The sequence below is a fragment of the Flavobacterium facile genome (genome assembly GCF_036321945.1).
GTDB classification, from domain to species: domain Bacteria; phylum Bacteroidota; class Bacteroidia; order Flavobacteriales; family Flavobacteriaceae; genus Flavobacterium; species Flavobacterium facile.
Map to the genome: position 1 here is coordinate 1 of NZ_JAZAYT010000020.1, position 21835 is coordinate 21835.

Annotated in this window: 20 protein-coding genes and 1 rRNA gene; 13 read left to right on the forward strand and 8 right to left on the reverse strand. The window is 29.8% G+C overall.

Annotated features, from left to right (window positions below; genetic code table 11):
* The first annotated feature begins 9 nt into the window (after window positions 1-9).
* The 9 genes from rrf to UEQ13_RS00530 all read left to right on the forward strand — a co-directional run bounded on the left by rrf (window position 10) and on the right by UEQ13_RS00530 (window position 9110).
* Window positions 10-119 (forward strand): 5S ribosomal RNA (gene rrf, locus UEQ13_RS00490).
* Window positions 120-590: 471 nt separating this feature from the next.
* Window positions 591-1343: a LytR/AlgR family response regulator transcription factor gene (locus tag UEQ13_RS00495; protein WP_329804398.1), complete on the forward strand. Its 753-nt coding sequence runs from the start codon at window positions 591-593 to the stop codon at window positions 1341-1343.
* Window positions 1327-4302 (forward strand): sensor histidine kinase, encoded by a 2976-nt coding sequence (locus UEQ13_RS00500; RefSeq protein ID WP_329804399.1) that lies wholly within the window; start codon window positions 1327-1329, stop codon window positions 4300-4302. The genes UEQ13_RS00495 and UEQ13_RS00500 overlap by 17 nt, the downstream gene beginning before the upstream one ends.
* 125 nt (window positions 4303-4427) lie before the next feature.
* Window positions 4428-4841, forward strand: a complete 414-nt coding sequence (locus tag UEQ13_RS00505) for a YkvA family protein (RefSeq protein WP_329804400.1) — start codon at window positions 4428-4430, stop codon at window positions 4839-4841.
* Window positions 4841-5950 carry a hypothetical protein gene (locus UEQ13_RS00510; protein ID WP_329804401.1) on the forward strand — a complete coding sequence of 370 codons (1110 nt, stop codon included), beginning with the start codon at window positions 4841-4843 and terminating at the stop codon, window positions 5948-5950. The genes UEQ13_RS00505 and UEQ13_RS00510 overlap by 1 nt, the downstream gene beginning before the upstream one ends.
* A 4-nt stretch (window positions 5951-5954) precedes the next feature.
* Window positions 5955-6515, forward strand: a complete 561-nt coding sequence (locus UEQ13_RS00515) for a hypothetical protein (protein WP_329804402.1) — start codon at window positions 5955-5957, stop codon at window positions 6513-6515.
* A 5-nt stretch (window positions 6516-6520) separates the two neighbouring features.
* Window positions 6521-7198 carry a hypothetical protein gene (locus UEQ13_RS00520; RefSeq protein WP_329804403.1) on the forward strand — a complete coding sequence of 226 codons (678 nt, stop codon included), beginning with the start codon at window positions 6521-6523 and terminating at the stop codon, window positions 7196-7198.
* A gap of 185 nt (window positions 7199-7383) precedes the next feature.
* On the forward strand, window positions 7384-8592 hold the full coding sequence (locus UEQ13_RS00525; RefSeq protein WP_329804404.1) for a glycosyltransferase family 4 protein: 1209 nt from the start codon (window positions 7384-7386) through the stop codon (window positions 8590-8592).
* The gene (locus UEQ13_RS00530; RefSeq protein WP_329804405.1) at window positions 8592-9110 is read left to right on the forward strand and encodes a MepB family protein; all 519 of its coding nucleotides are present in this window, start codon (window positions 8592-8594) and stop codon (window positions 9108-9110) included. The genes UEQ13_RS00525 and UEQ13_RS00530 overlap by 1 nt, the downstream gene beginning before the upstream one ends.
* A gap of 35 nt (window positions 9111-9145) precedes the next feature.
* On the opposite strand, the gene UEQ13_RS00535 is transcribed toward UEQ13_RS00530, so the two are convergent.
* Both UEQ13_RS00535 and UEQ13_RS00540 read right to left on the reverse strand, forming a co-directional pair.
* Window positions 9146-9859, reverse strand: coding sequence for a ZIP family metal transporter (locus UEQ13_RS00535; protein WP_166130799.1), 714 nt, complete (start codon window positions 9857-9859; stop codon window positions 9146-9148).
* Entirely contained in the window at window positions 9859-10602 is a 744-nt protein-coding gene (locus UEQ13_RS00540; RefSeq protein ID WP_329804406.1) for a class I SAM-dependent methyltransferase, read from the reverse strand. Before UEQ13_RS00540 ends, UEQ13_RS00535 begins: the two co-directional genes overlap by 1 nt.
* 244 nt (window positions 10603-10846) lie before the next feature.
* Between UEQ13_RS00540 and UEQ13_RS00545 the strand changes: the two genes are divergently transcribed.
* Both UEQ13_RS00545 and UEQ13_RS00550 read left to right on the forward strand, forming a co-directional pair.
* Window positions 10847-12013: a THUMP domain-containing class I SAM-dependent RNA methyltransferase gene (locus tag UEQ13_RS00545; RefSeq protein ID WP_329804407.1), complete on the forward strand. Its 1167-nt coding sequence runs from the start codon at window positions 10847-10849 to the stop codon at window positions 12011-12013.
* 58 nt (window positions 12014-12071) lie between these two features.
* Entirely contained in the window at window positions 12072-12305 is a 234-nt protein-coding gene (locus UEQ13_RS00550; protein ID WP_329804408.1) for a hypothetical protein, read from the forward strand.
* A gap of 81 nt (window positions 12306-12386) precedes the next feature.
* Here the strand turns inward: UEQ13_RS00550 and UEQ13_RS00555 are convergent, their stop codons facing one another.
* Genes UEQ13_RS00555 through rlmD form a run of 3 tightly spaced genes read right to left on the reverse strand, consistent with a single transcriptional unit; the run spans window position 12387 to window position 15002 of the window.
* Complete coding sequence (locus UEQ13_RS00555; RefSeq protein WP_329804409.1) at window positions 12387-13112, reverse strand: DUF6048 family protein; 726 nt, start codon at window positions 13110-13112, stop codon at window positions 12387-12389.
* Window positions 13093-13587, reverse strand: a complete 495-nt coding sequence (locus UEQ13_RS00560; RefSeq protein ID WP_329804410.1) for a DUF6452 family protein — start codon at window positions 13585-13587, stop codon at window positions 13093-13095. The genes UEQ13_RS00555 and UEQ13_RS00560 overlap by 20 nt, the downstream gene beginning before the upstream one ends.
* Before the next feature lie 2 nt (window positions 13588-13589).
* Entirely contained in the window at window positions 13590-15002 is a 1413-nt protein-coding gene (gene rlmD / locus UEQ13_RS00565; RefSeq protein WP_329804411.1) for a 23S rRNA (uracil(1939)-C(5))-methyltransferase RlmD, read from the reverse strand.
* Window positions 15003-15070: 68 nt separating this feature from the next.
* Between rlmD and UEQ13_RS00570 the strand changes: the two genes are divergently transcribed.
* Complete coding sequence (locus UEQ13_RS00570) at window positions 15071-15619, forward strand: DUF1697 domain-containing protein (RefSeq protein WP_329804412.1); 549 nt, start codon at window positions 15071-15073, stop codon at window positions 15617-15619.
* On the opposite strand, the gene UEQ13_RS00575 is transcribed toward UEQ13_RS00570, so the two are convergent.
* Window positions 15616-17385, reverse strand: coding sequence for a cytochrome-c peroxidase (locus UEQ13_RS00575; RefSeq protein ID WP_329804413.1), 1770 nt, complete (start codon window positions 17383-17385; stop codon window positions 15616-15618). The two genes, UEQ13_RS00570 and UEQ13_RS00575, sit on opposite strands and share 4 nt — an antisense overlap.
* A 72-nt stretch (window positions 17386-17457) precedes the next feature.
* Window positions 17458-18903, reverse strand: a complete 1446-nt coding sequence (locus UEQ13_RS00580) for a PhoX family protein (protein WP_329804414.1) — start codon at window positions 18901-18903, stop codon at window positions 17458-17460.
* Between the two features lie 284 nt (window positions 18904-19187).
* On the opposite strand from UEQ13_RS00580, the gene rocD reads away from it, so the two are divergent.
* Entirely contained in the window at window positions 19188-20468 is a 1281-nt protein-coding gene (gene rocD / locus UEQ13_RS00585) for an ornithine--oxo-acid transaminase (protein WP_329804415.1), read from the forward strand.
* A gap of 309 nt (window positions 20469-20777) precedes the next feature.
* Here rocD and UEQ13_RS00590 read toward each other — a convergent pair whose 3' ends face one another.
* The gene (locus tag UEQ13_RS00590) at window positions 20778-21782 is read right to left on the reverse strand and encodes an IS30 family transposase (protein WP_329804339.1); all 1005 of its coding nucleotides are present in this window, start codon (window positions 21780-21782) and stop codon (window positions 20778-20780) included.
* Window positions 21783-21835 lie beyond the last annotated feature (53 nt).

The following is a 21835-nucleotide window of genomic DNA, read 5'->3' on the forward strand; positions in this document are numbered from 1 at the left end:
ACAAACCATTAAGGTGGTTATTGCGTTGGGGCTCACCTCTTACCTTTCCGAACAGAGAAGTTAAGCCCAACTGCGCAGATGGTACTGCAGTTATGTGGGAGAGTATGTCGCCGCCTTCTTTTATTAAAGCCTCAATCTTTTAGATTGAGGCTTTTTTTTTACCTATATATCGTCCCGATGGGACGATTTTTTGGTTTATTCTGAACTTGTTTCAGATTCTTTTTGTTTATAGCAGTTTATATCTTATGAAAATCTATGCGTTAGTGGGGGGAGTGGCATCCTTTTTTTTGTTGCTTACCGAATTTACTTGTTTTATTACCAAATGTTTGCAACAAAATAAAAGATATAGCGGAACACACGACCTCGTTGTAAGATTTAACGTGTGGTAAAAGGAATACTTGTGCAACGAGGAACGCCCAAGAAATCAAGAGAATCTCTTAATTAACTGTTTTATTTTTCAATCATTATATAGTAACTATAATGTGTAAACAAGGCAGAATTAGTGTTTCATTTTCTTTTTTTATACAGTTATAGGATATTTTGGATACTCCTAAACTTAATTGTATTTTTGAGTAATATTAATATTTTAGATGAAAATTAAAGTAATTATTGTTGATGATGAAATGCATGCACGAAGTTTTCTTAGGAAATTTTGTGAACGTTATCATTCTGATACTATTGATGTTTTGGAGGAATGTAGTTCAGTTGATTCTGCAGTAAGAGCAATAAAAAGATATCAACCAGATTTAATATTTTTAGATATTCAAATGCCAGATGAAAATGGTTTTGAACTTTTAAAGTATTTTGATAAAATTAATTTTGAAATTATATTTACCACAGCTTATAAAGAATATGCTATTCAAGCTATAAAAAAAAGTGCCTTAGATTATTTGGTTAAACCATTTGGTACAGAAGATTTTAATATTGCTATTTCCCGTTATATTTCAAAAAAGAATATAAAAATCGATTTTGATAGGTTTAAATTGTTAACTGAAAACATTAATAATCAGTTTGTAGATAAACAGAGAGTTGTTTTTCCAACCAAATCTGGTTTTGAAGTAATTCAAGCTAATTCTATAGTTTATTGTAAGTCTGATGGTTCTTATTCGAACATTGTTACCATAGATAAAGAATATTTTACTTCTAAATCTTTAAAAGAAATTCGTGAAGTTTTAGTGGATACCAATTTTATTAGAATACATAAAAGTTATTTGGTTAATAAAAATTACATTAAGAGTTTTAAATCTGACGAGTATAAGTTAGATTTAATTATAGGGGAATCCATTCCTGTTTCTGATACTTTATTCACTAAAAAGAAATTAATTGATGCGATTTCTTCTTAGTCTTTTTTTATTAGTTTTTACGGCTGCTTTTGCTCAACAATATCCATCAAAAAATTATACAACTTCTGAAGGTTTGCCTAATAATGCAGTCAGATCCTTGTTTGTTGATAAAGATCATGTACTTTGGGTGGGTACAGAAAATGGCGTTTCTCGTTTTATTAATGGTCAGTTTTATAATTTAAGTGAAGAAGATGGTTTAGGTCATAATAGTTGTTGGGATATTTCTCAAGATGCTGATGGGAATATGTGGTTTGCTAGTTATGGTGGTGGAGTGAGTAAATTTGATGGAAAGAAATTTACAATTTTTACTACTAAAAATGGATTGCCTTCGGATAAAACGCGAAAGGTATTTTCTTATAAAAATAATATTTACGTTGGTACAGAACAAGGAGTTTCCATTATTAATATTAAAACAAATAAAATTACTACTCCAAAAATTCCTAAAACAAAGGGAGATTTCATTTGTATTGAATTTTTTGTATATCAAAATGAAGTGTATTTTATTAGTATTTTTGATGGTGTTTTTAAAATTGTTGAAAGCAAAAATTCCACTAATATTGAACCTGTATATTTAGGGAATAACTTTTATAGTGCTTTTTTAGATCTTCAAGATTTATACCTAAGTAAGGAAGGTTTCATAGAAAAAATAAATATTGAACAGTTATTTTCTAAAAATGCTAAACCCGTTCAATTTGGAAATTCAATTATTTATCAATACGCTAAAGTTCAAAATTGTTTACTTTTTGCGGCTGCAGATGGAGTGTACACTCCGGATGGTGGTTTGTATAAAATTGAAAAAGTTAAAATGATTAATTTTTCCAATGCATTTGGTATAGATTCAAAAAAGATTTTGAATGTTGTATATGATGCTTCTAGAAATGTACTTTATGTAGGTTCAAACGATAAAGGGATTTATGAAATACGTTTGGATACCACGATTCAATATGAAAATTTTCAAAATTTATCTATTGTTGATTTCGAAATTCTAGATCAATCTAAATTTGTATTACATAATCAGGGTATTTCAGTATTAAATTCTTCTGATAAAATAACTGCTACAATATCTTTAAATGATTTTAAAAATTTTCAATCTAACTATATCAAGATTCACAAAACAAAATGCAATACGAATTATAGAGAATCTCGTGATTTTGAATTAAATTTTAATATAAAAGCTAACGAAATTGTTTTTTATGAGTTATTGAAGAACAAAAATTCTGTTTGGGTTGGAAGTAATTTAGGGATTTTTGAAATGAATTCAAAAGCTCAAATTATAAATTATATTCCGAAACATAGTTTAAAAATTGGTTTCACTTCCGATAATAAATTTATAGAAACCATTACTTATGCTGGTGCTTATGTTTATGTTTACAAATTAGAAGGAAAACATTATTCGAAATTTAAGACTAACACGCCTCAATTCATTGTCAAAATCCTAAACAATAAAGATAAAACGTATCTAATTTCTGTTTTTAATGGCTTGTTTGTTCATCATAAAGGAAATTTTAAATCGTATTTGTTTGAAAATATTTGGAAAGAGAAAAAATTCAAACATATTGCCCTTACGAATAATGGACATTTGGTTTTGGCTGCCGAATTTGGAACCGTTTTTATTGTGGATGATAATCAAAAATTTAAAATTCTTAAAACCATCCCCAAAAAAGAGATCATAGGAAATAGTATTAATTTTTTAGAATGTTATAAAGAGTATATTTTAATCGGTACAGAAAAAGGGTTGAATGTTTACCACAATGGAAAAATTCGATTAATAGATTCAGAACAAGGTCTAAAAGATTGTGTTTTTAAAACTTCACAAATTTTTGGTGATGAATTATGGTTAGGAACACAAAAGGGATTTTATAAGCTTAATTTAAATAAGCTTCTAGCTAAACAAAAAACAGTTGAAAAAATTATAATTCAATCTATACTAATAAATAATCAGCTGCATAGTAGTAAAAACAATCGTTGGTTTTCGTATCATTCTAATGAATTAATATCAGATTATAAGCATAATTCTTTTTCTATCAATTTTATTCCAATTGGACATCCTTTTCCTCATAAGTTAAAATTTAGATACCGATTAAATAGCAAAAACAATTGGAGTCCTTATTCTGAAAAACTAACCGTATTTTTATCTTATTTACCTCATGGAAATTATAATTTAGAAATTCAAGTTTTAGATTTAAATTCAGGAGAAACGAAACAGTTTAAAATTTTGAAATTAAGAATCACACCTCCTTTTTGGGTGACTTGGTGGTTTATGCTTTTAGTTGTTTCAGTTATAGCAACGGGTTTGTTTTTTATAATAAAAAGAAATAAAAAAAACGCGGAAGAAAAAGCACTCATTCAACAACGTATAGCAGAAACAAAATTAGAAGCACTTAAAAGTCAAATGAATCCTCATTTTACGTTTAATGCCATGAATACCATTCAAGATTTTATAATTAGTAATGACATAGATAATTCGCTAAATTTTGTTAGTGAATTGGCTAAGTTGATGCGATTGACACTGGATAATTCTACAAAGAAGACGATTACGTTACAAGAAGAAATTACTTTTTTACAGCATTATATTTATATTGAAAACACACGCTTTGGAAACAAAATTCAAGTTAATCTTAAAGTAGAACCTAATATAAATACACAAGAGATTCAAGTTCCAACGATGTTGCTTCAGCCTTTTATTGAGAATGTATTTGTACATGCTTTTAATGCCGAATATCCAAATCCGAAATTAGATATTTCTTTCCAGCTCAATGAAACTCATGTATTGGAATGTCGAATAAAAGATAACGGAAAAGGGATTGCTTCTTTTAATAAAGTCAAATTGCATACTTCTAAAGCACTACAATTAGCGGAGGAAAGACTTCGATTAATTCAACCGCATATTTCAAATCCAATAACCACAAATTTCACAGAATTTGATGGAACGTTTGTTTTAATTTTACTACAAGTTTAAAATTATTAACATCTTCATAAGCTAAAAAGTAGTTTTTGTATTCGTTTTTACCTGCTTTAACAAGTTGTTCTAAAGCATGATTTTTTGCTTATTATTTTAGCGGTGTAAACTAAAAAACTAAAATTATGTCCAAAGTTGAAGACAAACTAAATCAAATCGAGAAATCTTTTAAATCATCAGAGAAAGAAGCTGAAATTTTAATAAAAGATAAACAAAAAACAACCAATACAGTAAATGAAGCTATGGATAAAGCTTCTAAGCATAAAAATCAATTAGAAAAAGTCTGGGATTATTTGCAATTATTTTTTTCAATTGTAAAAGATTATATAAACGGAAATTATAAAGTAATTCCATTAACAACTATTATTTCAATTGTAGCTTCATTGTTATATTTAATTTCACCAATTGATTTTATTCCGGACTTTATTCCTGGAATTGGTTTAATAGATGATGTTTTTGTAATTGGATTGGTGATTAGTAGCGCATCAAGTGATTTAGATAAATACAAACAATGGAAAGAAAATAAAAGTTTAGTATAATGAGAATATTATTTTTCTTATTATTTACCTCATTAGCATTTTCACAAAGTTTTATAACGGAGTTAGCTGATAAAACTGTTGGTAAGTTTTTATATGATAAAAATATAGAAATCGAAACGGACTCCCTTAATATTTATGTAAGAGTAAATGCAAAAGGTTATTGTTATGCTTTAGATGTATTAAATATAGACAAATCCAAACCTAATTTAAGTGAAAAAAATCTTAAAAAATTAATTGGTGAAGATTTAGAATGGATTGATAATGACTCAATCATTGAAGAGTCTTTAGTTTTTGACGAATATAAATTTTGTGACAATATGTTAACATTAACAGGCGGAATAAATTCAAGATATGATCGTTATTTAAAACATACAAAAATCAATGACATAAAATTTATTATTTCACGTTCTAACTACGGTTATTCAATATTTTCTGAGCCAATAAATACTGATTTTTTAACAGAAGATGATTCTTCAAAAAGTATTCCAAATGAATGGATAACTTTAAAGTCTCTTGACAAAGTATATTTGTTTTTAAATTCAGATGAAGTTAAGAATAAAGGAATTGAATTAAAAAAAGTTCAGGATGAATTAATAAAAAGTGAAAATGAAATGAAGGCTATTCCTATTTCTTCAATTGATTTGCCATATAAAATTCGTTTTGGAATGACAGAATCAGATGTAGAAAAGCATTTTATGACTTTATTTGGTAATTTTAAAAAAAACATTGAAGAAGAATTTACATATAAAGAATCATTTAAAAAGGGAATCTATAAAGAAGTAGAATATGATGTAAAAGACGGCGTAACACTTTTGAGAGTTAAATTAAAGCTATTGCATAACAAAATATTTTATATAAGTTATGCGCACTTAGATAAATATTTTTCAAATATTGTTGAATTAGATGCAAGAGTTGAGGAGAAAATTTTATTGATTCAAGAGAATTACTATTTATTGTTTGATACAGATATTTATATATATGAACAAGGTGAAAATAGTATTTGGAGTATTGATGAAAATTTGAAATTTGAAAAAGAAGATGAAGAATTAAGGCAGTCAATTTACCAAGCAGAAAAAAACAGAGAAAATAGAATCGGTAAAAAAATGTAATTATATGAATAAAGTAATAATGATGTTCTTTTTTATGCTTTTAATGGCATGTTCAAAAGAAGATAAAATTAAGTCAAGTTTAAATGAAAGTTTTGTTAATCAGTTAGATGACCCATCAAGTTATGAAATTATTGAATTGAAAATTTTAGATACATTAACGTATAAAAAAGCAATTAATGAAAGGTTAACAAATTATAACTTTTATGTTGCAAATATTAAAGATTATGTAGCAAAAAAGAAAAAAGAAATGTCAAATCGTGCGCTTAGTTCTTTTCTTTCTGGAAATTATTATTCAATGAACAACACAGTGTCAGATTTAGACAAAGAAAAGGCTACTTTAAATGCATATGAAATCGATACACTAAATTTATACACCAATAAAATATCTAAATTGAATAAAATTAAACAAACTAATGATATTATTTATTTTAGATATACCCATTCTTATAGAACAAAAAACAAGCATGGCGCTTTAGTTAAATTTTTTGATACTATTAGAGTTGATAAAGACTCTAAAGTAATTGATAAACATCAAGAATACATATCTAAAACATTAAAAGATTAACACTTATGAAAAAAATAATATTATTTACAATTATTGTATTTATACAGTATTCCTTTTCTCAAGAAATTGAAAAAATGGATAAAAAAGAACTTAGAGTCGCTTATCAAAATTTAGTAATTTCTAAAAATAATCAGAAAGACTCTTTGGTAAATCTTATAACTAACCTAACTGTTACTAATTCAAAATTACTTGATGAAGTTAATAAAATTCAGCAAATCGTTTTAATTGAAAAGAGCAAAAACACAGAAAATATAAATAAAATTAGTGAGTTGCAGCAAGTAATAAAATCTCAAGAAGAAAAGATTAAAGTTTTATTAGTAAAGCCAATTAATATAACTACTTTCTCAAAAGTACCAGATGAATTGGCAGGTTGTAGTTATCTTTTTTCAACTACAAAAACCAACTACAATTTAGATAAATTTTATTATTTTGATGATATTGGCACAACAGCATTGATTTCAATAGATAATAAAATTCAGACTTTAAAAAATGTTTCTAGTTTTAAAGAAGGCGACTCTGAAATTACTGTTTATAGTAACGAAAATTACACTGCATATATTCATTTTATACAAGTTATTAAACAAAACGGAGAAGAATCGGCTGATTATTCCGCAGAACTTGTTATCAAAGACAAAAACAATCAGGAAATTAAAATAAAAGTCTATGGTCAAGGTGGTTGTTAATCTTGCTAGTTTTTAATGCAAAATGAAATTTAAACAATCGCATGTCATTACTATGCTACTTATTGTAATTAGTATAGTAATGTTAAATATTATTTACTTACTTATAAGTTAAACCATTCTAAAATTAGTTTTTAAGATTTTTAAATAACAAAATTCACCCTCAAAAATCTTTGTATATTTGGGCTATGAAAATCTTAATCATTAGTTCAGTTTGGGTAGAACCCAATTCTTCAGCAGCGGGTAGCAGAATGTTGCAGTTAATTCGGTTTTTTCAATCGGAAAAATATGAAGTGGAATACGCATCAATTGCTTCTGAAAGCGAATTTTCTTTCGATTTATCAAGTTTAGGAATCACGCAACATTCCGTTCAGATTAATGATTCAGGTTTTGATGAATTATTACTTCAGATAAATCCAGATATCGTTTTGTTTGACCGATTTATGGTGGAAGAACAATTTGGTTGGCGCGTTTCAAATGTATTGCCAAATGCGATTAAAATCTTAGATACTGAAGATTTACATTGCTTACGTCAAGCCAGACATGAAGAAGTAAAGAAAAATAGCGAGACTTTAAATTTTAATTCTGATGTCGCGAAACGTGAAATTGCAGCTATTTTTAGATGTGATTTATCGCTTATGGTTTCAGATCATGAGATGAATTTATTGCAAACGTTTTTCCAAGTTCCGAAATCTATTTTATTTTATTTGCCGATTTGGATTGAAAATTTTACTCCAGAAAAACCAGATTTTCAATCAAAAAATGATTTTGTCTTTATAGGAAACTTTTATCACGAACCCAACTGGGATTCGGTTTTAGTCTTAAAAAATGAAATTTGGCCGAAGCTAAAAGAATTACTTCCAAATGCCAAACTAAATGTTTATGGTGCCTATCCAACACAAAAAGTACATCAATTAAATAATCCGAAAGAACGATTTTTTATTCATGGCAGAGCAGAAAGTGCAGCAGAAGTCATTCGTTCGGCGAGAGTTTTATTAGCACCCATTCGTTTTGGAGCTGGGATTAAAGGAAAATTGTTGGAAGGTATGGAGTATGGAACGCCATCTGTAACTACATCAATTGGAGCAGAAGCTATGCACGATAATTTGCCTTGGAATGGATTTATTACTTATGATTATTTTGATTTTATAACCAAAGCAGTTGAATTATATTCTAATCAGGAAGTTTGGGAACAAGCTGTAGAAAATGGTTATGATATCATTCAAAAGAAATTTATGTTTTCAATTTATAAGTCTAATTTTTTGGATATTTTAAAGGAACTTCAAACTAATTTAGAATTACATAGAAATGCTAATTTCATTGGTCAAATGTTGCAATTTCATACGATGCGAAGTACAGAATTTATGAGCCGTTGGATTGAAGAAAAAAATAAATAATGAAAGAAAACCCATTAACTTCAGAACTTCTTCAAGTTAAAGAATTTGTTTACGACAAATATAATTTTGAATTCTCTAATCTTATAATTGATTCAGAAAGTGAAGAGTATCAAGCTTGTTCTTTTAAATTAAATTCAATTGAATTTATTCACCGATTTTCAAAAATTACGCCGACTAAAATCGGTCAGTTTGTAACCATTTGGAAAAGAAATAACGAAGGAATAACAGCACCATTCGATGTTTCAGACAATTTCGATTTCATCGTTATCACTTCAAAAAGCGATAAAAATTTGGGTCAATTTGTGTTTTCGAAAGCTGTTCTTTTGGAAAAAGGAATTATTAGCAATAACAATACTTCCGGAAAAAGAGGCATTAGAGTCTATCCGCCTTGGGATATTCCAACAAGTAAACAAGCAGAAAAAACGCAACTTTGGCAAACAAAATATTTCTATTCCATAAACAAAGATGCTTTTGATATTGAATTGGTGAAGAAATTATTTACTAAAACAAACCTTTAAAAAAACTTTGCGACTTAGTGTCTTCGTGGCAAATTCTACATAAAACTCGCCAACAAAATCCCTAAAGCAATCACCACTAATTTAGCTAAATTGAATTTATGGCCTTCACTACTTTCAAAAATAATAGTAGAAGAAATATGAAATAAAATTCCAATTACAATTCCAGATAATTGCGAATAATAATTCGTAATAAAACTCAAATTATCAGCTAGGAAAGTTCCAATTGGTGTCATAAACGCAAACGCAATCATGAAAAACAAAATCGCTTTAGAGTTCAATTGGGCGTTTTTGAAAAAAGTCGTCAAAATAATAGCAATTGGAAAGTGATGAATCGCAATTCCGTAAGCTAAAGATGGGTTTTTACTAATTGGTAATCCTTCTAAAAGCGCGTGTAAACACAAACTGAAAAATAACAACCATGGAATATGAGAAATCTTATTATGTCCATGAACGTGACCGTGTTCGGCTCCTTTTGAAAAATATTCTAAGATGATTTGAAATAAAATTCCAATCATAATGAATATTCCAATTTTAGAATGAAAATGCCCTTCGTGTCCTGGTTCAGTAATAATTTCTTCACTATGATAAACTTCTGGAAGCAAGTGCATTACTGTTAATGATAATAAAAATGCCCCACTAAACGCAAGTAATAATTTTAAGTTCTTCTTGCTTTTTGGTGAAAAAAATATGGCGAAAATATATCCTAAAATGACAGATAATAAAGGGAAAATATAAATACTGTAGTTCATTATTTAAATAACAAAATTAAACGTTCTGATTGTGATTTGTAGAATTTTCTCAACTTATAATCGCCGAAAATCTCTAATAAATAAATACCTGCTTCTTCCATCATAGCTTCAAAATCGGCTAAGGTGAAAGCGGAAACTTTTTCGGTAAAGAAAAAAGATTCGCCTTTGTCTTCAAAACGAATTTCTTTAATTATTTTTTTATTTTCTAAAGCACGTTTGATATGAAACGTAATACCATCAATTTCTTTGGTTTCTTCGGCTACTAAATTCTCAATAATAAAATCGGCATTGAAAAAATCAATCACACCAAAACCGTATTCGTTGATACTTTCCTTAATCGCTTTTAAGGTTTTGATATTGTCTTCATGTGTGTCGAAATAACCGAAACTCGTGAATAAATTAAAAACGGCATCGTAAGTTTCGTTCATCGGTTCACGCATATCGTGCGTTTTGAACTGTAAAGTTTCATTTGAAGATTCTTGAGCAATCGAAATACTATTTTCAGATAAATCAACACCAGTAACGTTGTAGCCTAATTTGTTTAAGTAGATAGAATGTCTTCCTTTTCCGCAAGCTAAATCTAAAATAGTTCCGTTTTCAGGCATATTTAGATAATGCGTGATGTTATCCATAAAAGCTTGTGCTTCTTCATCATTTCTGTTTTTATACAAAATATGATAATAAGGTGTATCGAACCAAGTACTGAACCAATTTTCTGAATTTTTTGCTGTAGAATCTGACATTTATCTGTTTGGAAATTATGAATCAACAAATTTAATGTATTTTTGCAAATAATAATAAGCGAAGTGAAACTAATGCAGATTTACTTTTGCCACGAATTATCGAATTAAATATTGTAACAATGTTTGATTCGAAAAATTATCGACAATGTCGATTCGAATTGAAGTCATTTAATATAAAATTCGTGCATTCGTGGCTAACATAAATATAATTAATAATTTAATTCTCTCTGAGGGAAAGAGGTCTATGGAAAATTTTAAAATGGTTGCCAAAACTTTTTTTGGTTTTGAAGAAATTCTAGAAAAAGAATTGTTCCAATTAGGAGCGCAAAATGTGGTAAAAGGAACTAGAAGTGTTAGTTTTCAAGGTGATAAAGGTTTTATGTACAAGGCCAACTTGGCTTTGCGTACGGCTTTAAAAATTCTAAAACCCATTCATACGTTTAAGGCTTATAATGAGCAAACTTTATATGATGGAATTCAAAAAATTGATTGGTCAGATTATTTAAAAGTGCAACAGACTTTTGTTGTGGAAACCACTTTGTATTCAGAGCAGTTTACACACAGTCAATTTGTGGCTCAAAAAGTTAAAGATGCGATTGTAGATCAGTTTAAAACCAATACTGGAGAACGTCCAAGTATTGACAAAGATTTTCCAGATTTACGTATTCACATTCATATTGATAGAGATTTTTGTACGCTTTCATTAGATACTTCAGGTGTTTCATTGCACCAACGTGGCTATAAAACGGCAACAAACATTGCACCAATTAATGAAGTTTTAGCAGCAGGAATGTTGATTTTATCTGGTTGGGATGGAAATGCACATTTCTTAGATCCAATGTGTGGAAGTGGAACGATTGTGGCAGAAGCTGCGATGATCGCCTGCAATATTCCAGCAAATATCAACAGAAAAGAATTTGCTTTTGAAAGATGGCCAGATTGGGATTCGGAATTATTTGATAAGGTTTTAGAATCATTATTAAAGAAAACTAGAGAGTTTCATTATACGATTAAAGGTTTCGATAAAGCACCAAGTGCGGTTGAAAAAGCTAAAGACAATATTAAAAATGCGAACTTAGACGAATATATTACTATTGGTCAAGCAGATTTCTTCCAATCAGAGAAAGAAGTGGAAGGTCCGTTACATATTTGTTTTAATCCACCTTATGGCGAACGTTTAAATATTGAAATGGAACGTTTTTACAGAGAAATTGGTGATACAATGAAGCAGAATTATCCAGGAACAAACGCTTGGTTTATAACTGCAAATTTAGAAGCACTGAAATTTGTAGGATTACGTCCAAGTCGAAAAATTAAATTATTTAATGGAAAGTTAGAAGCACGTTTAGTAAAATACGAAATGTATGCCGGAAGCAAGCGAACTAAATTTCAAAATAGAGAAGAAGAATAAAAGAGCCAAGTAAAAAGTAAAAAGATTCAAGTAAAAAGATTCAAGTAAAAAATAGATTATGTCAAAACAAACAAAAGCATTAGTGTATAATATGTTAGGGTTTTTAATCCTTTTTATTGCATTTCGTTATGTCGTAGCGACTTACACAGGTTTTACAAGCTGGCAAATTCCAGTTGCGGCTTTTTTAATTGGAACAATATTAGCACCGAAATTTCAAGTGGTAAAAACAGCTGAAGGTGAAAAGTTATTTATGAAATGGCTTTTTATGAAAGGTGTGAAAGAGATTAAATAGTCAAATTCCAAAAAATAAAAAATCCCAAATTCCAATTGTAATAATTAGAATTTGGGATTTTTGTTTTATGTCAAAAAGCAGTTATTGTTTAACTTCTTTTGTTTCTTTTGCTTTAGGTTTGCTTTTATATAAGGGTATAAAATAACTTACAGTGTAATTAAAACCTGCACCAAATTTACTGCCTTCATAAGTTTTGTTGAAACCAGGAATGTATAAATTCGCAAAGCCATCAGGTTCTTTATTCGACAATAAATAGTTTAGTCGTAACGAAAATCCAACATATAAATTATTGAAAACTTCTGCTTTTAAACCACTTACTACTTCAATCCAACTTGCAGAAAGGCCATTAAATTCTTGACCGACAGCAATCGTATTTGTTCCGTAATAATTTCCGGGTTCATAAATATTGTACGAATTCAATTTCTGACTGAAACTTCCCAAACCAGCTCGCATTCCAACATAAATCATGTTTTCCATATCAAGCCAATTTTCATAAGCATTATAGTCAAAACCAACTTTAAAATACGTTCCTTTTGTTGTATAATTAATATTGTCGTCAGGTGAAGTTTTATCTTCGTTTCCTAATTCTCCAGAGATATAAAATTTCTTCGTAATTCTATAATCACCCACTAATTCTAAACCTTTGTAATTATGATCGTATAGCGATTTTGTTAAGCGATGTAAATCTACACCAACTCGTAAACCATAACGCTGTGGAATTTTAACCGTGTCTTTTGCCTTGTTTTGCGCATCACTTTCAATTGAAAAACACAAAAGTAAAACGAGACTAAAAATATATTTTAACATGTGTTTCATTTTGGTTTTCAATATTAGGTTGAGATACAATTACGTTTAAAATCCAATTACTTGCATCAGGTGTTACAACAACAGGATTTGTAGCATCTAATGTAAAAGTAGTTTTATAACCACAAGCACGCGAAACATAGTTTGTTTTTCTGGTGTAATTAAAGGTTATTTCATCTAAATTATCATCTGTAGTTGGGTCAGCACCTGCATTTAAATTGAAATTAAGAGTAGCTATATCCGTAAATGTTTTCAATGGAACTGTAATTTTATTTACAGCATTGTATTTTATTTCAGAAGTAAATCCTGTGGCAGTAATTATTAAATTGTTCACATTCTTTGTCGTTGTCGTTGCTACCGCATCATAAAACTCAATGACCACTTTTGGAGTAGTTGGTGTGGCTGTATCGCAAATATCATCTTTTTCGCATCCTGAAAAGAAAAAACTAATTAGCAATAAGAAAAATAATTTTTTCATACTTATCTTTTTTCTAAAAGTACTACATTTTCTACGTGATGCGTTTGAGGAAACATATCTACTGGACGAACACGAGTCACTTTGTACATTTCATCTAATAAAGCTAAATCACGCGCTTGAGTAGCCGAGTTACAACTTACATATACAATTTTTTCTGCTCCAATTTTCAATAATTGTGCGACAACATCTTTATGCATTCCATCACGTGGTGGGTCTGTAATTACCACATCTGGATGTCCGTGAGTTTTGATGAAATCGTCATTGAAAACGTTTTTCATATCACCTACAAAAAATTCACAATTGGTAATGTTATTACGAGTGGCGTTTTCTTTAGCGTCAGCAATTGCTTCTGGAACTGCTTCTACACCAATTACTTTTTTTGCCTTTTTCGAAACGAATTGAGCAATAGTTCCTGTTCCAGTATATAAATCGTATACTAATTCTTCACCAGTTAATCCAGCGAAATCTCTTGTAATAGCATATAATTGGTACGCTTGTTCTGAATTGGTTTGGTAAAACGATTTCGCATTAATGCTAAAATGTAAACCTTCCATTTCTTCTAAAATATAATTTCTTCCTTTGAAAGTTATAATATCTTGATCGTAAATCGTATCGTTAAGTTTTCGATTGATCACATATTGTAGCGAAGTAACATTTGGGAAACGTTCCGCTAAAAAGTTCATGATCAATTCAATTTCTTTTTTGTTATTGTCGTAAAACTGAATTAAAATCATCAATTCACCCGTTGAAGCGGTACGAATCATTAACGTTCTTAATAATCCAGTAACTTCTCTTGGATTGAAGAAAGAAAGGTTGTTTTCATTCGCAAATCGACGAATTTCGTTTCTAATATCGTTAGAAGGATCTTCTTGTAAATGACATTTAGAAATATCTAAAATTTTATCCCACATTCTAGGAATATGAAATCCAACCGCATTTTTATTATCTAATTCAGCTCCTGATTGCACTTCTTCTGGTGTCATCCATCTTGTTGATGAGAAACCAAATTCCATTTTATTTCTATAGAAAAATTGTTTTTCCGAACCTAAAATTGGTTCAAATTCTGGCATTTCAATTTTTCCAATACGTTTTAAATTGTTGTACACCTCATTATGTTTGTAATGTAATTGTTGGCTGTACTTCATGTTTTGCCATTTACAACCACCACAAACACCAAAATGTTCACAAACTGGTTCTGTTCTGTGTTCCGAAAACTCATGAATTTTGATGGCTTTACCTTCGTAAAATGCTTTTCTTTTTTTCATGGTTTGAATGTCGGCCACATCACCTGGTACGACATTCGGAATAAAAATTACTTTACCATCTGGGGCTTTAGCCACCGATACACCTTTTGCACCTGCATCAAGGATTTGTACGTTTTCGAATACGATTCTTTCTGTTCTCTTTTTTCCCATGTTGCAAAAATAAGAATTGTTATGCGGATTAGATAAATTATTTTACTTTTATAACAAAATTTTAGAGGATGACAAAATACTTAGCACTTTTACGTGGCATAAACGTATCAGGACACAATATGATTAAAATGGATGCGTTGCAGAAAATGCTGGAAAATATGGGCTTTCAAAATGTGGAAACCTATATTCAATCGGGTAATGTTTTTGTGGATTCGGAAGAAGAAAATGCCGCAAGTGTAGGTTTTAAAATCAAACAAGAAATTTCAAAAGTTTTTGGACATGATGTGCCAGTAGTAATGGTTTCTAAATCAGATTTGGAATTGTGTTTCAAAAACAATCCGTATTTGAAAGAAAAGGATTGTGATACGAAAAAATTATACGTCGCTTTCATTTCTAAAGAATTATCGCCATTAGCAATAAATGATTTGAAAATTAGTAATTTCAAACCCGATGAAGCGGCAATTGACGCTAGTAGAATTTATATCAAATATGCAGTTGGTGCTGGAAAAACTAAATTGGATCAAAAATATATTGAGAAAAAATTAAATGCAACGGCAACCATAAGAAATTGGAATACCGTTACAAATTTATTGTCAATGTTTGAAAACAAGCTTTAATAACTAGAATTATTTAACGTTTTAATGAAATCAGTTAAGTTTTTAATTTCACTTTTTGTTAAATTTAATTTATTTGTTGGTAAGGTTTGATTTTCAGTTGCAATTCCAATACCATGTCCGCCGCCACGATTATAGAAATCGATGACATCTTCTAGTTTTTGATACACACCATTATGCATATATGGAAACGTTATGCTACTGTTTCTGACAGTTGGTGTTTTAAAAGCGTGTTTTTTCAGAGGTGCTTTTGTTATTAAAAATTCGCCTAAATCACTATCTATAGTTGCGTTTTGTGTTACATTTTGCGAAGGAACTCCCAATACTTCACTTTCTGTTTCATTGTATAATGGAGGTACACTTCCGTTAAATAAGGGAAAGAAGTGACAGGTTGCACATTTGGCTTTACCCATGTATAAATTGAATCCGTTTTTTTCACTTGCTGTCAATTTCGTTTTTCCACGTAAATAATTATCAAATTTTGAATTTAGTTTCGATAGAGAACGCACATAACTTGCCAATGATTTTAATAGATTTTGTTCTGTGATTTCTTTTTCATTAACAAAAACGCTTTTAAATTTCTTCTGATAAGACGGATTGTTTTTAATTTTATTTAAAGCATTTGCGAAACTTCCGTGCATTTCATCTTTGTTGTTGATCACGCTTTTCGCTTGGTCTTCTAAATAAGTAACTCGACCATCTAAAAACTGAACATTTTGAAATGCGGAATTTAATAAAGTGGGCGTATTTCTAGATTTTATTCCTTCTACTGCTTTGGTTTTATGATCAGCGTAAGCTTGAGTAGGAATGTGGCAAGTTGCGCAAGAAACTTTATTGTTACCACTTAATATTGGGTCGAAGAATAATTTTTCACCTAAAGCAATTTGCGCTGAATTTGGTTTTTGATTGTAATTTGGTGCGAAATAATCCTGATTGAATGCGCCTTCTTCAAAAATGTTTTGCTTATCAAGATTAATTGCATTCGTATAAGGATTCGTTTTGATTTTTAATTTTTGTTGGATTTTATGAATAGTGTTAGAAATCGGAATACAATAATTTACAATAAAATCAGCTCTGTCAAAAGTGTTGAAATTTTGATTTTTATCAAGATATGTTTTTGTTTTAGAAATAAGTTCAACAAATTTTTCATCATCCGAAAAAGTTAAGATTACATCTGAAATACTTTCAATTGTAGCTTTAGCTTCCGGGATGGAATGTAGTGTAATTGGTGAATCAAATCCTGAAATTCCTAAACTCATCATTCGAACCATTTGCAATTTTTGTGCTTCAAAAATATTGCTATCGGAAAGTTGAATGTTTTTAATATTGGTTTTAAGTGTTTGAGTATAACCATTTAAAATACCAACATGTTTTTTTAAATTCTCTATATCAATTTCTTTAGCAAATAATAGTTCTTCAACTTTTTGAAAGCCTGTAGCTTCTTCTTTTTTTCTACTTGTTTCATGTATGTCGTTTTTATCAATAGCTGCTCCATTCAAGCTTTTAGAAGTTTCAGGATAATATAAAGAGATAAAACTTTCGGTTTTTTTATAATGTAAACGAGCTGTATTAAATTCGTTTTGTGCTTTTGTTATGTTGGTTTTATTTTGAATTAAACTATCCAATTTTTTGCAACTTTTAGCAAATAAAGTATAGTTTTTAATTAAGTTTTGTTTGGTTTTTTCAATTGGAGTTAACTCTTCATAATTAGAGTTTTTACAAGCAAACAAAAGTATTCCAATAAATATAAAGGCAATTATTTTTCTCATTAGGTATAAATTAAAAATTAGGAATGCAATAAATCACATTCCTAATTAATTGTATTTTATAAAGTTGATTTTTTATCTTGCTAAACCTTTTATTAATATAACTTGACTTCCTTGGTTTTCGTTTGGACGAATTGTTCCGCCGTCTACACCTTTAAAAGAATCTGTTTTCCAAGAATGAGATTGAATTGAAAGCATAAAGGTGTCTGGAATTCCAATAGTTTCTGAAACATCAATTAAAGCCCCATATTCCCATGAACCAAAACTTGAACCTGCACTTAAGTATTTATTTGTAGGATCGTTACGTTTGTGATCTAATTCAAAAACTACTTTTAATTCTTTTGTAGCAATATTGTATTGATAAATGTAAGCATCATGAGTTTCGTTTCCATAACCATTTGCATCTTCTTGTACATATACATAGTTATTAGTTACGCAAATATTATCAACATTTTGAAATTGTTTTGCTTTTCCAGATCTGTCGTCACCATCTAAAACCAATGTAAGTTGTCCGCTTAACGGATTGTTTGCATCTAAAACTAGTTTGTAAACACGTCCGTATTTAGATCTTGAATTATCTGCATTTACACCTGTGTTATCCTGACCTGTAACATTAAAATATATTTCACGTTCTTTACCAGCGCCTTTTCTGTAATCAATATCTTCTACACGTCCAAAAACAATGGCTTGAGCTGCCTGAGATGCTTGGTTATTTTGAAGTCCAGTATTTGTTTTTGCATCAGTAATTTCTACAAACTGAACAGGATAAGTGTTGTTCTCAGTCATTGTTCTTTCGTTCGTAATATTGTCTGTTCTTTTAATTACATATACTTTTCCGTTGTTTAAATCTCCAACAGTACTTTTATACATAACTAATTGACCACCATAAGTTCCAGAATCATCATCTCCTAATAAAACAACTGTTTGGTTAGTGTAAGCTTCTTTTGCTAAAGGAACAGCATTTTCTGCACACCATCTTCCAAATCCTGTAATCGGTCTAGGTGTACTGTTGTTTGCTTTAGTATCATATGGAGTTAAACCCATAACTTGAGATTCGCTGTTGCTTTCTCCAGCAGTTAAAAATAATGGACCAAATCCATGAATTTCTGGCGTTACTAAAGTAGCAGAACATAAACGGTTACCAGCTCCATTAGAATTCAAAACGTATTCACCGCCAACAGGTTTGAAGTTTTTATTAAACTTAATCTTAGAAACAGCAAAGTTGTCTTCGTTATTTACTAAGAAAGTAAAGGTACCGTCATTGTTTTTAAATAACCCTGAACCATCTGCAGAGCCACCAAAAACATATCCTGGAGTTTCTGTAAATGTATCTTCACTTGAAAATAAAGCATAAGTGTTTAATGTTGAAAATCCTGGCATGGTTTTCATAAACACAGGTGTGATTGAATGGTTTTTTAGTTCGATTGGATTCGTGTTTTCAACAACACTGCTTTCTTCGGAATTGCAAGACAAAAATGTTGAAATCAAGGTTAGACCTAAAATACTAGTTGTAAGTTTCATGTTTTTTTATTTATTATTAGATAGGGCAAACTTAATAGCTTAGTGTTGCTTTAAAATTGTTTTAATATTTTATAAAAGTTATTTAAATCATGAAAAATCGTACAAAAGTTACATTATTGTTATGTTAATGTATATTGTGTTTTTGATTCCGATTTAATGAAGAATTAAACTTAGTTAAGTTAATATTTTATCATTAAATATAGAATTATTACCTTGCGCTATGTTAGGGATGATTTCTCTCCACAAGTAGGAATTGCGATTTGACAATCAATAAAAAATAAATTATGTCAGTTTTAGAAAAAATCAGCCCAGCAGCAATTATTGCTTTAGAAGACAAACACGGCGCACACAATTATCATCCATTACCAGTAGTCTTGAATAGAGGTGAAGGTGTTTATGTTTGGGATGTTGAAGGTAAAAAATATTATGATTTTTTATCCGCATATTCAGCAGTAAACCAAGGGCATTGTCATCCGAAAATTGTAGGTGCAATGATGGAACAAGCACAAACTTTAACGTTAACTTCTCGTGCTTTTTATAATGATAAGTTAGGTGTTTACGAAAAATATATTACCAATTATTTTGGTTTCGATAAAGTATTGCCAATGAATACAGGTGCTGAAGCAGTAGAAACAGCTTTAAAAATCTGTAGAAAATGGGCCTATGAGAAAAAAGGAATTAGCGAAAATGCAGCACAAATTATTGTGTGTGAAAATAACTTCCACGGAAGAACAACTACAATTATTTCGTTTTCTAATGACGAAAATGCACGTAAAAATTTCGGACCTTTTACTGACGGATTTATAAAAATTGCTTATGATGATGTGGAAGCTTTAGAAAGCGCTATTACTTCATCACCAAATATCGCAGGATTTTTAGTGGAGCCAATTCAAGGTGAAGCTGGAGTTTATGTGCCTTCAGAAGATTATTTAGCGAAAGCAAAAGCGTTATGTGCGAAACACAACGTATTGTTTATTGCAGACGAAGTGCAAACAGGAATTGCAAGAACAGGTTCTTTGTTAGCAGTTTGTGGAAATTGTACTTGTGAAAATGCATGTGAGAAACAAGCAAGTTATGTACAACCTGATATTTTAATTTTAGGTAAAGCTATTTCTGGTGGAGCTTATCCAGTTTCTGCTGTTTTAGCTAATGATGAAATTATGAATGTGATTAAGCCAGGGCAACACGGTTCTACTTTTGGTGGAAATCCAGTGGCTGCTGCGGTGGCAATGGCAGCTTTAGATGTAGTTTCAGATGAAAACTTATCTCAAAATGCCCGTAAATTAGGAAAAGTATTCAGAGAAGAATTAAACAAATACATTCAAACTTCAAATATCGCGACTTTAGTACGTGGAAAAGGATTGTTGAATGCTGTTGTAATTAACGATACAGAAGAAAGTGACACAGCTTGGAACATCTGTATGAAATTAGCTGAAAACGGATTATTAGCGAAACCAACTCATGGTAACATCATACGTTTTGCACCACCTTTAGTAATGACGGAAGAGCAATTATTAGATTGTGTTAGTATTATTATAAATACCTTAAAAGATTTTGAAAAGTAAAATTCTTTTTTAATAAATAGTAAGCATAAAAAAACCCGCCAATGGCGGGTTTTTGTTTTGTATAAGATTCTTAGATTAGAATTTTAAAGCAAGACCTGCCATAACTTTAACTCCACCTAAAGTAGTTTTTCCAGTGTATTCAACACCGTCAAAATTTTGTGTAGATGGCGGATTCAAGACCTTAACGCAACAAGGTCAGTTAATATTGTTCTAATCAAAATTAGTATTTTCTTTTCATTTTGTCTAATTTCAGAATAACTTTTTTGGTCTTTTTAATTGACCAAAAGTTATTTCCGAAATAGGCTTGATTTATGCTATATAGTTAGTGATTTCTTGATTCATTTTTTCTTGAGGTGTTTTGTACCCTAAAACCTTTCTAGGTCTATTGTTTAGAGTTAATTCAGCATGTTTTAGTTGTTTGTTTGTTATGGTGTTAAAATCAGTTCCTTTAGGGAAAAAACGCCTAATTAAACCGTTCGTGTTTTCGTTAGTTCCACGTTCCCAGGAAGAATAAGGATTAGCAAAATATATATCCATTCCAGTGTTATTTGATAGCCATTTGTGATTTGCCATTTCCATTCCGTTGTCGTAAGTCATTGATTTTACAGTGTATTTGGGTAGTGTTTTCAAGTGTTTTGCAAATTGTTGTGTCACGGTTTCGGATTTTCTATTTTCTAATTTAATAATGAAAACATATCTTGTTTTTCTTTCTACAATTGTTCCGATGGCACTTTTTTGTCCTACACCAATCATTAGATCTCCTTCCCAATGTCCAACTTCGTTTCGTAACTCAACACTGTTGGGTCTTTGGCTAATATTTACTTGGTCTTTGATTCGTATTTTGTTTTTTCCACCTTTTCTATTGTATCTTCTTTTGGAATGATGATAGGGTAGAAGTTGTATGAGTTTTTTGCCTAATCTTGACTGTCTATGTTTATAAATATGCTGATAAATTGCTTCATGAGAGATTGTCATAATACTATTGTTAGGATAATCAATTTTAATTCTTCCAGCAATTTGTTCTGGCGAAAAACCACATAATAAGCCTCTGTAAACAAATAGTTTAAGTTTTTTATGAGTATTTATTTTATCAAGATTTCTTTTGTTTAAATACTCTTCTTTTGCAAAGAAATCTGCTAAAGTTGCATTGTATTTATCGGTTGGTTTGTGCATCCAACTATTTATTTCTCGAGTAATAGTAGAACGATTTCTATTTAGATGCTTTGCAATATAACTTTTAGACTTATTTTCATAGAGTAAAGTCTCAATAATAATGCGTTCATTTAGTGTAAGTCGTTTGTGCTTTTTTTCCATAATTCAACAAAGATAAAAATTATCATTTGTTGCATTAAGTTATTGAATTCTCC

What these genes read in the sequence shown, in the direction of transcription:
- rocD (WP_329804415.1), top strand. Translation starts at nt 19,188, where the DNA reads ATGTCAGTTTTAGAAAAAATCAGCCCAGCAGCAATTATTGCTTTAGAA.
- UEQ13_RS00575 (WP_329804413.1), bottom strand. Translation starts at nt 17,385, where the DNA reads ATGAGAAAAATAATTGCCTTTATATTTATTGGAATACTTTTGTTTGCT.
- UEQ13_RS00505 (WP_329804400.1), top strand. Translation starts at nt 4,428, where the DNA reads ATGTCCAAAGTTGAAGACAAACTAAATCAAATCGAGAAATCTTTTAAA.
- UEQ13_RS00560 (WP_329804410.1), bottom strand. Translation starts at nt 13,587, where the DNA reads ATGAAAAAATTATTTTTCTTATTGCTAATTAGTTTTTTCTTTTCAGGA.
- UEQ13_RS00550 (WP_329804408.1), top strand. Translation starts at nt 12,072, where the DNA reads ATGTCAAAACAAACAAAAGCATTAGTGTATAATATGTTAGGGTTTTTA.
- UEQ13_RS00495 (WP_329804398.1), top strand. Translation starts at nt 591, where the DNA reads ATGAAAATTAAAGTAATTATTGTTGATGATGAAATGCATGCACGAAGT.
- UEQ13_RS00540 (WP_329804406.1), bottom strand. Translation starts at nt 10,602, where the DNA reads ATGTCAGATTCTACAGCAAAAAATTCAGAAAATTGGTTCAGTACTTGG.
- UEQ13_RS00590 (WP_329804339.1), bottom strand. Translation starts at nt 21,782, where the DNA reads ATGGAAAAAAAGCACAAACGACTTACACTAAATGAACGCATTATTATT.
- UEQ13_RS00515 (WP_329804402.1), top strand. Translation starts at nt 5,955, where the DNA reads ATGAATAAAGTAATAATGATGTTCTTTTTTATGCTTTTAATGGCATGT.
- UEQ13_RS00555 (WP_329804409.1), bottom strand. Translation starts at nt 13,112, where the DNA reads ATGTTAAAATATATTTTTAGTCTCGTTTTACTTTTGTGTTTTTCAATT.
- UEQ13_RS00520 (WP_329804403.1), top strand. Translation starts at nt 6,521, where the DNA reads ATGAAAAAAATAATATTATTTACAATTATTGTATTTATACAGTATTCC.
- UEQ13_RS00535 (WP_166130799.1), bottom strand. Translation starts at nt 9,859, where the DNA reads ATGAACTACAGTATTTATATTTTCCCTTTATTATCTGTCATTTTAGGA.
- UEQ13_RS00525 (WP_329804404.1), top strand. Translation starts at nt 7,384, where the DNA reads ATGAAAATCTTAATCATTAGTTCAGTTTGGGTAGAACCCAATTCTTCA.
- UEQ13_RS00530 (WP_329804405.1), top strand. Translation starts at nt 8,592, where the DNA reads ATGAAAGAAAACCCATTAACTTCAGAACTTCTTCAAGTTAAAGAATTT.
- UEQ13_RS00580 (WP_329804414.1), bottom strand. Translation starts at nt 18,903, where the DNA reads ATGAAACTTACAACTAGTATTTTAGGTCTAACCTTGATTTCAACATTT.
- rlmD (WP_329804411.1), bottom strand. Translation starts at nt 15,002, where the DNA reads ATGGGAAAAAAGAGAACAGAAAGAATCGTATTCGAAAACGTACAAATC.
- UEQ13_RS00500 (WP_329804399.1), top strand. Translation starts at nt 1,327, where the DNA reads ATGCGATTTCTTCTTAGTCTTTTTTTATTAGTTTTTACGGCTGCTTTT.
- UEQ13_RS00570 (WP_329804412.1), top strand. Translation starts at nt 15,071, where the DNA reads ATGACAAAATACTTAGCACTTTTACGTGGCATAAACGTATCAGGACAC.
- UEQ13_RS00510 (WP_329804401.1), top strand. Translation starts at nt 4,841, where the DNA reads ATGAGAATATTATTTTTCTTATTATTTACCTCATTAGCATTTTCACAA.
- UEQ13_RS00545 (WP_329804407.1), top strand. Translation starts at nt 10,847, where the DNA reads ATGGAAAATTTTAAAATGGTTGCCAAAACTTTTTTTGGTTTTGAAGAA.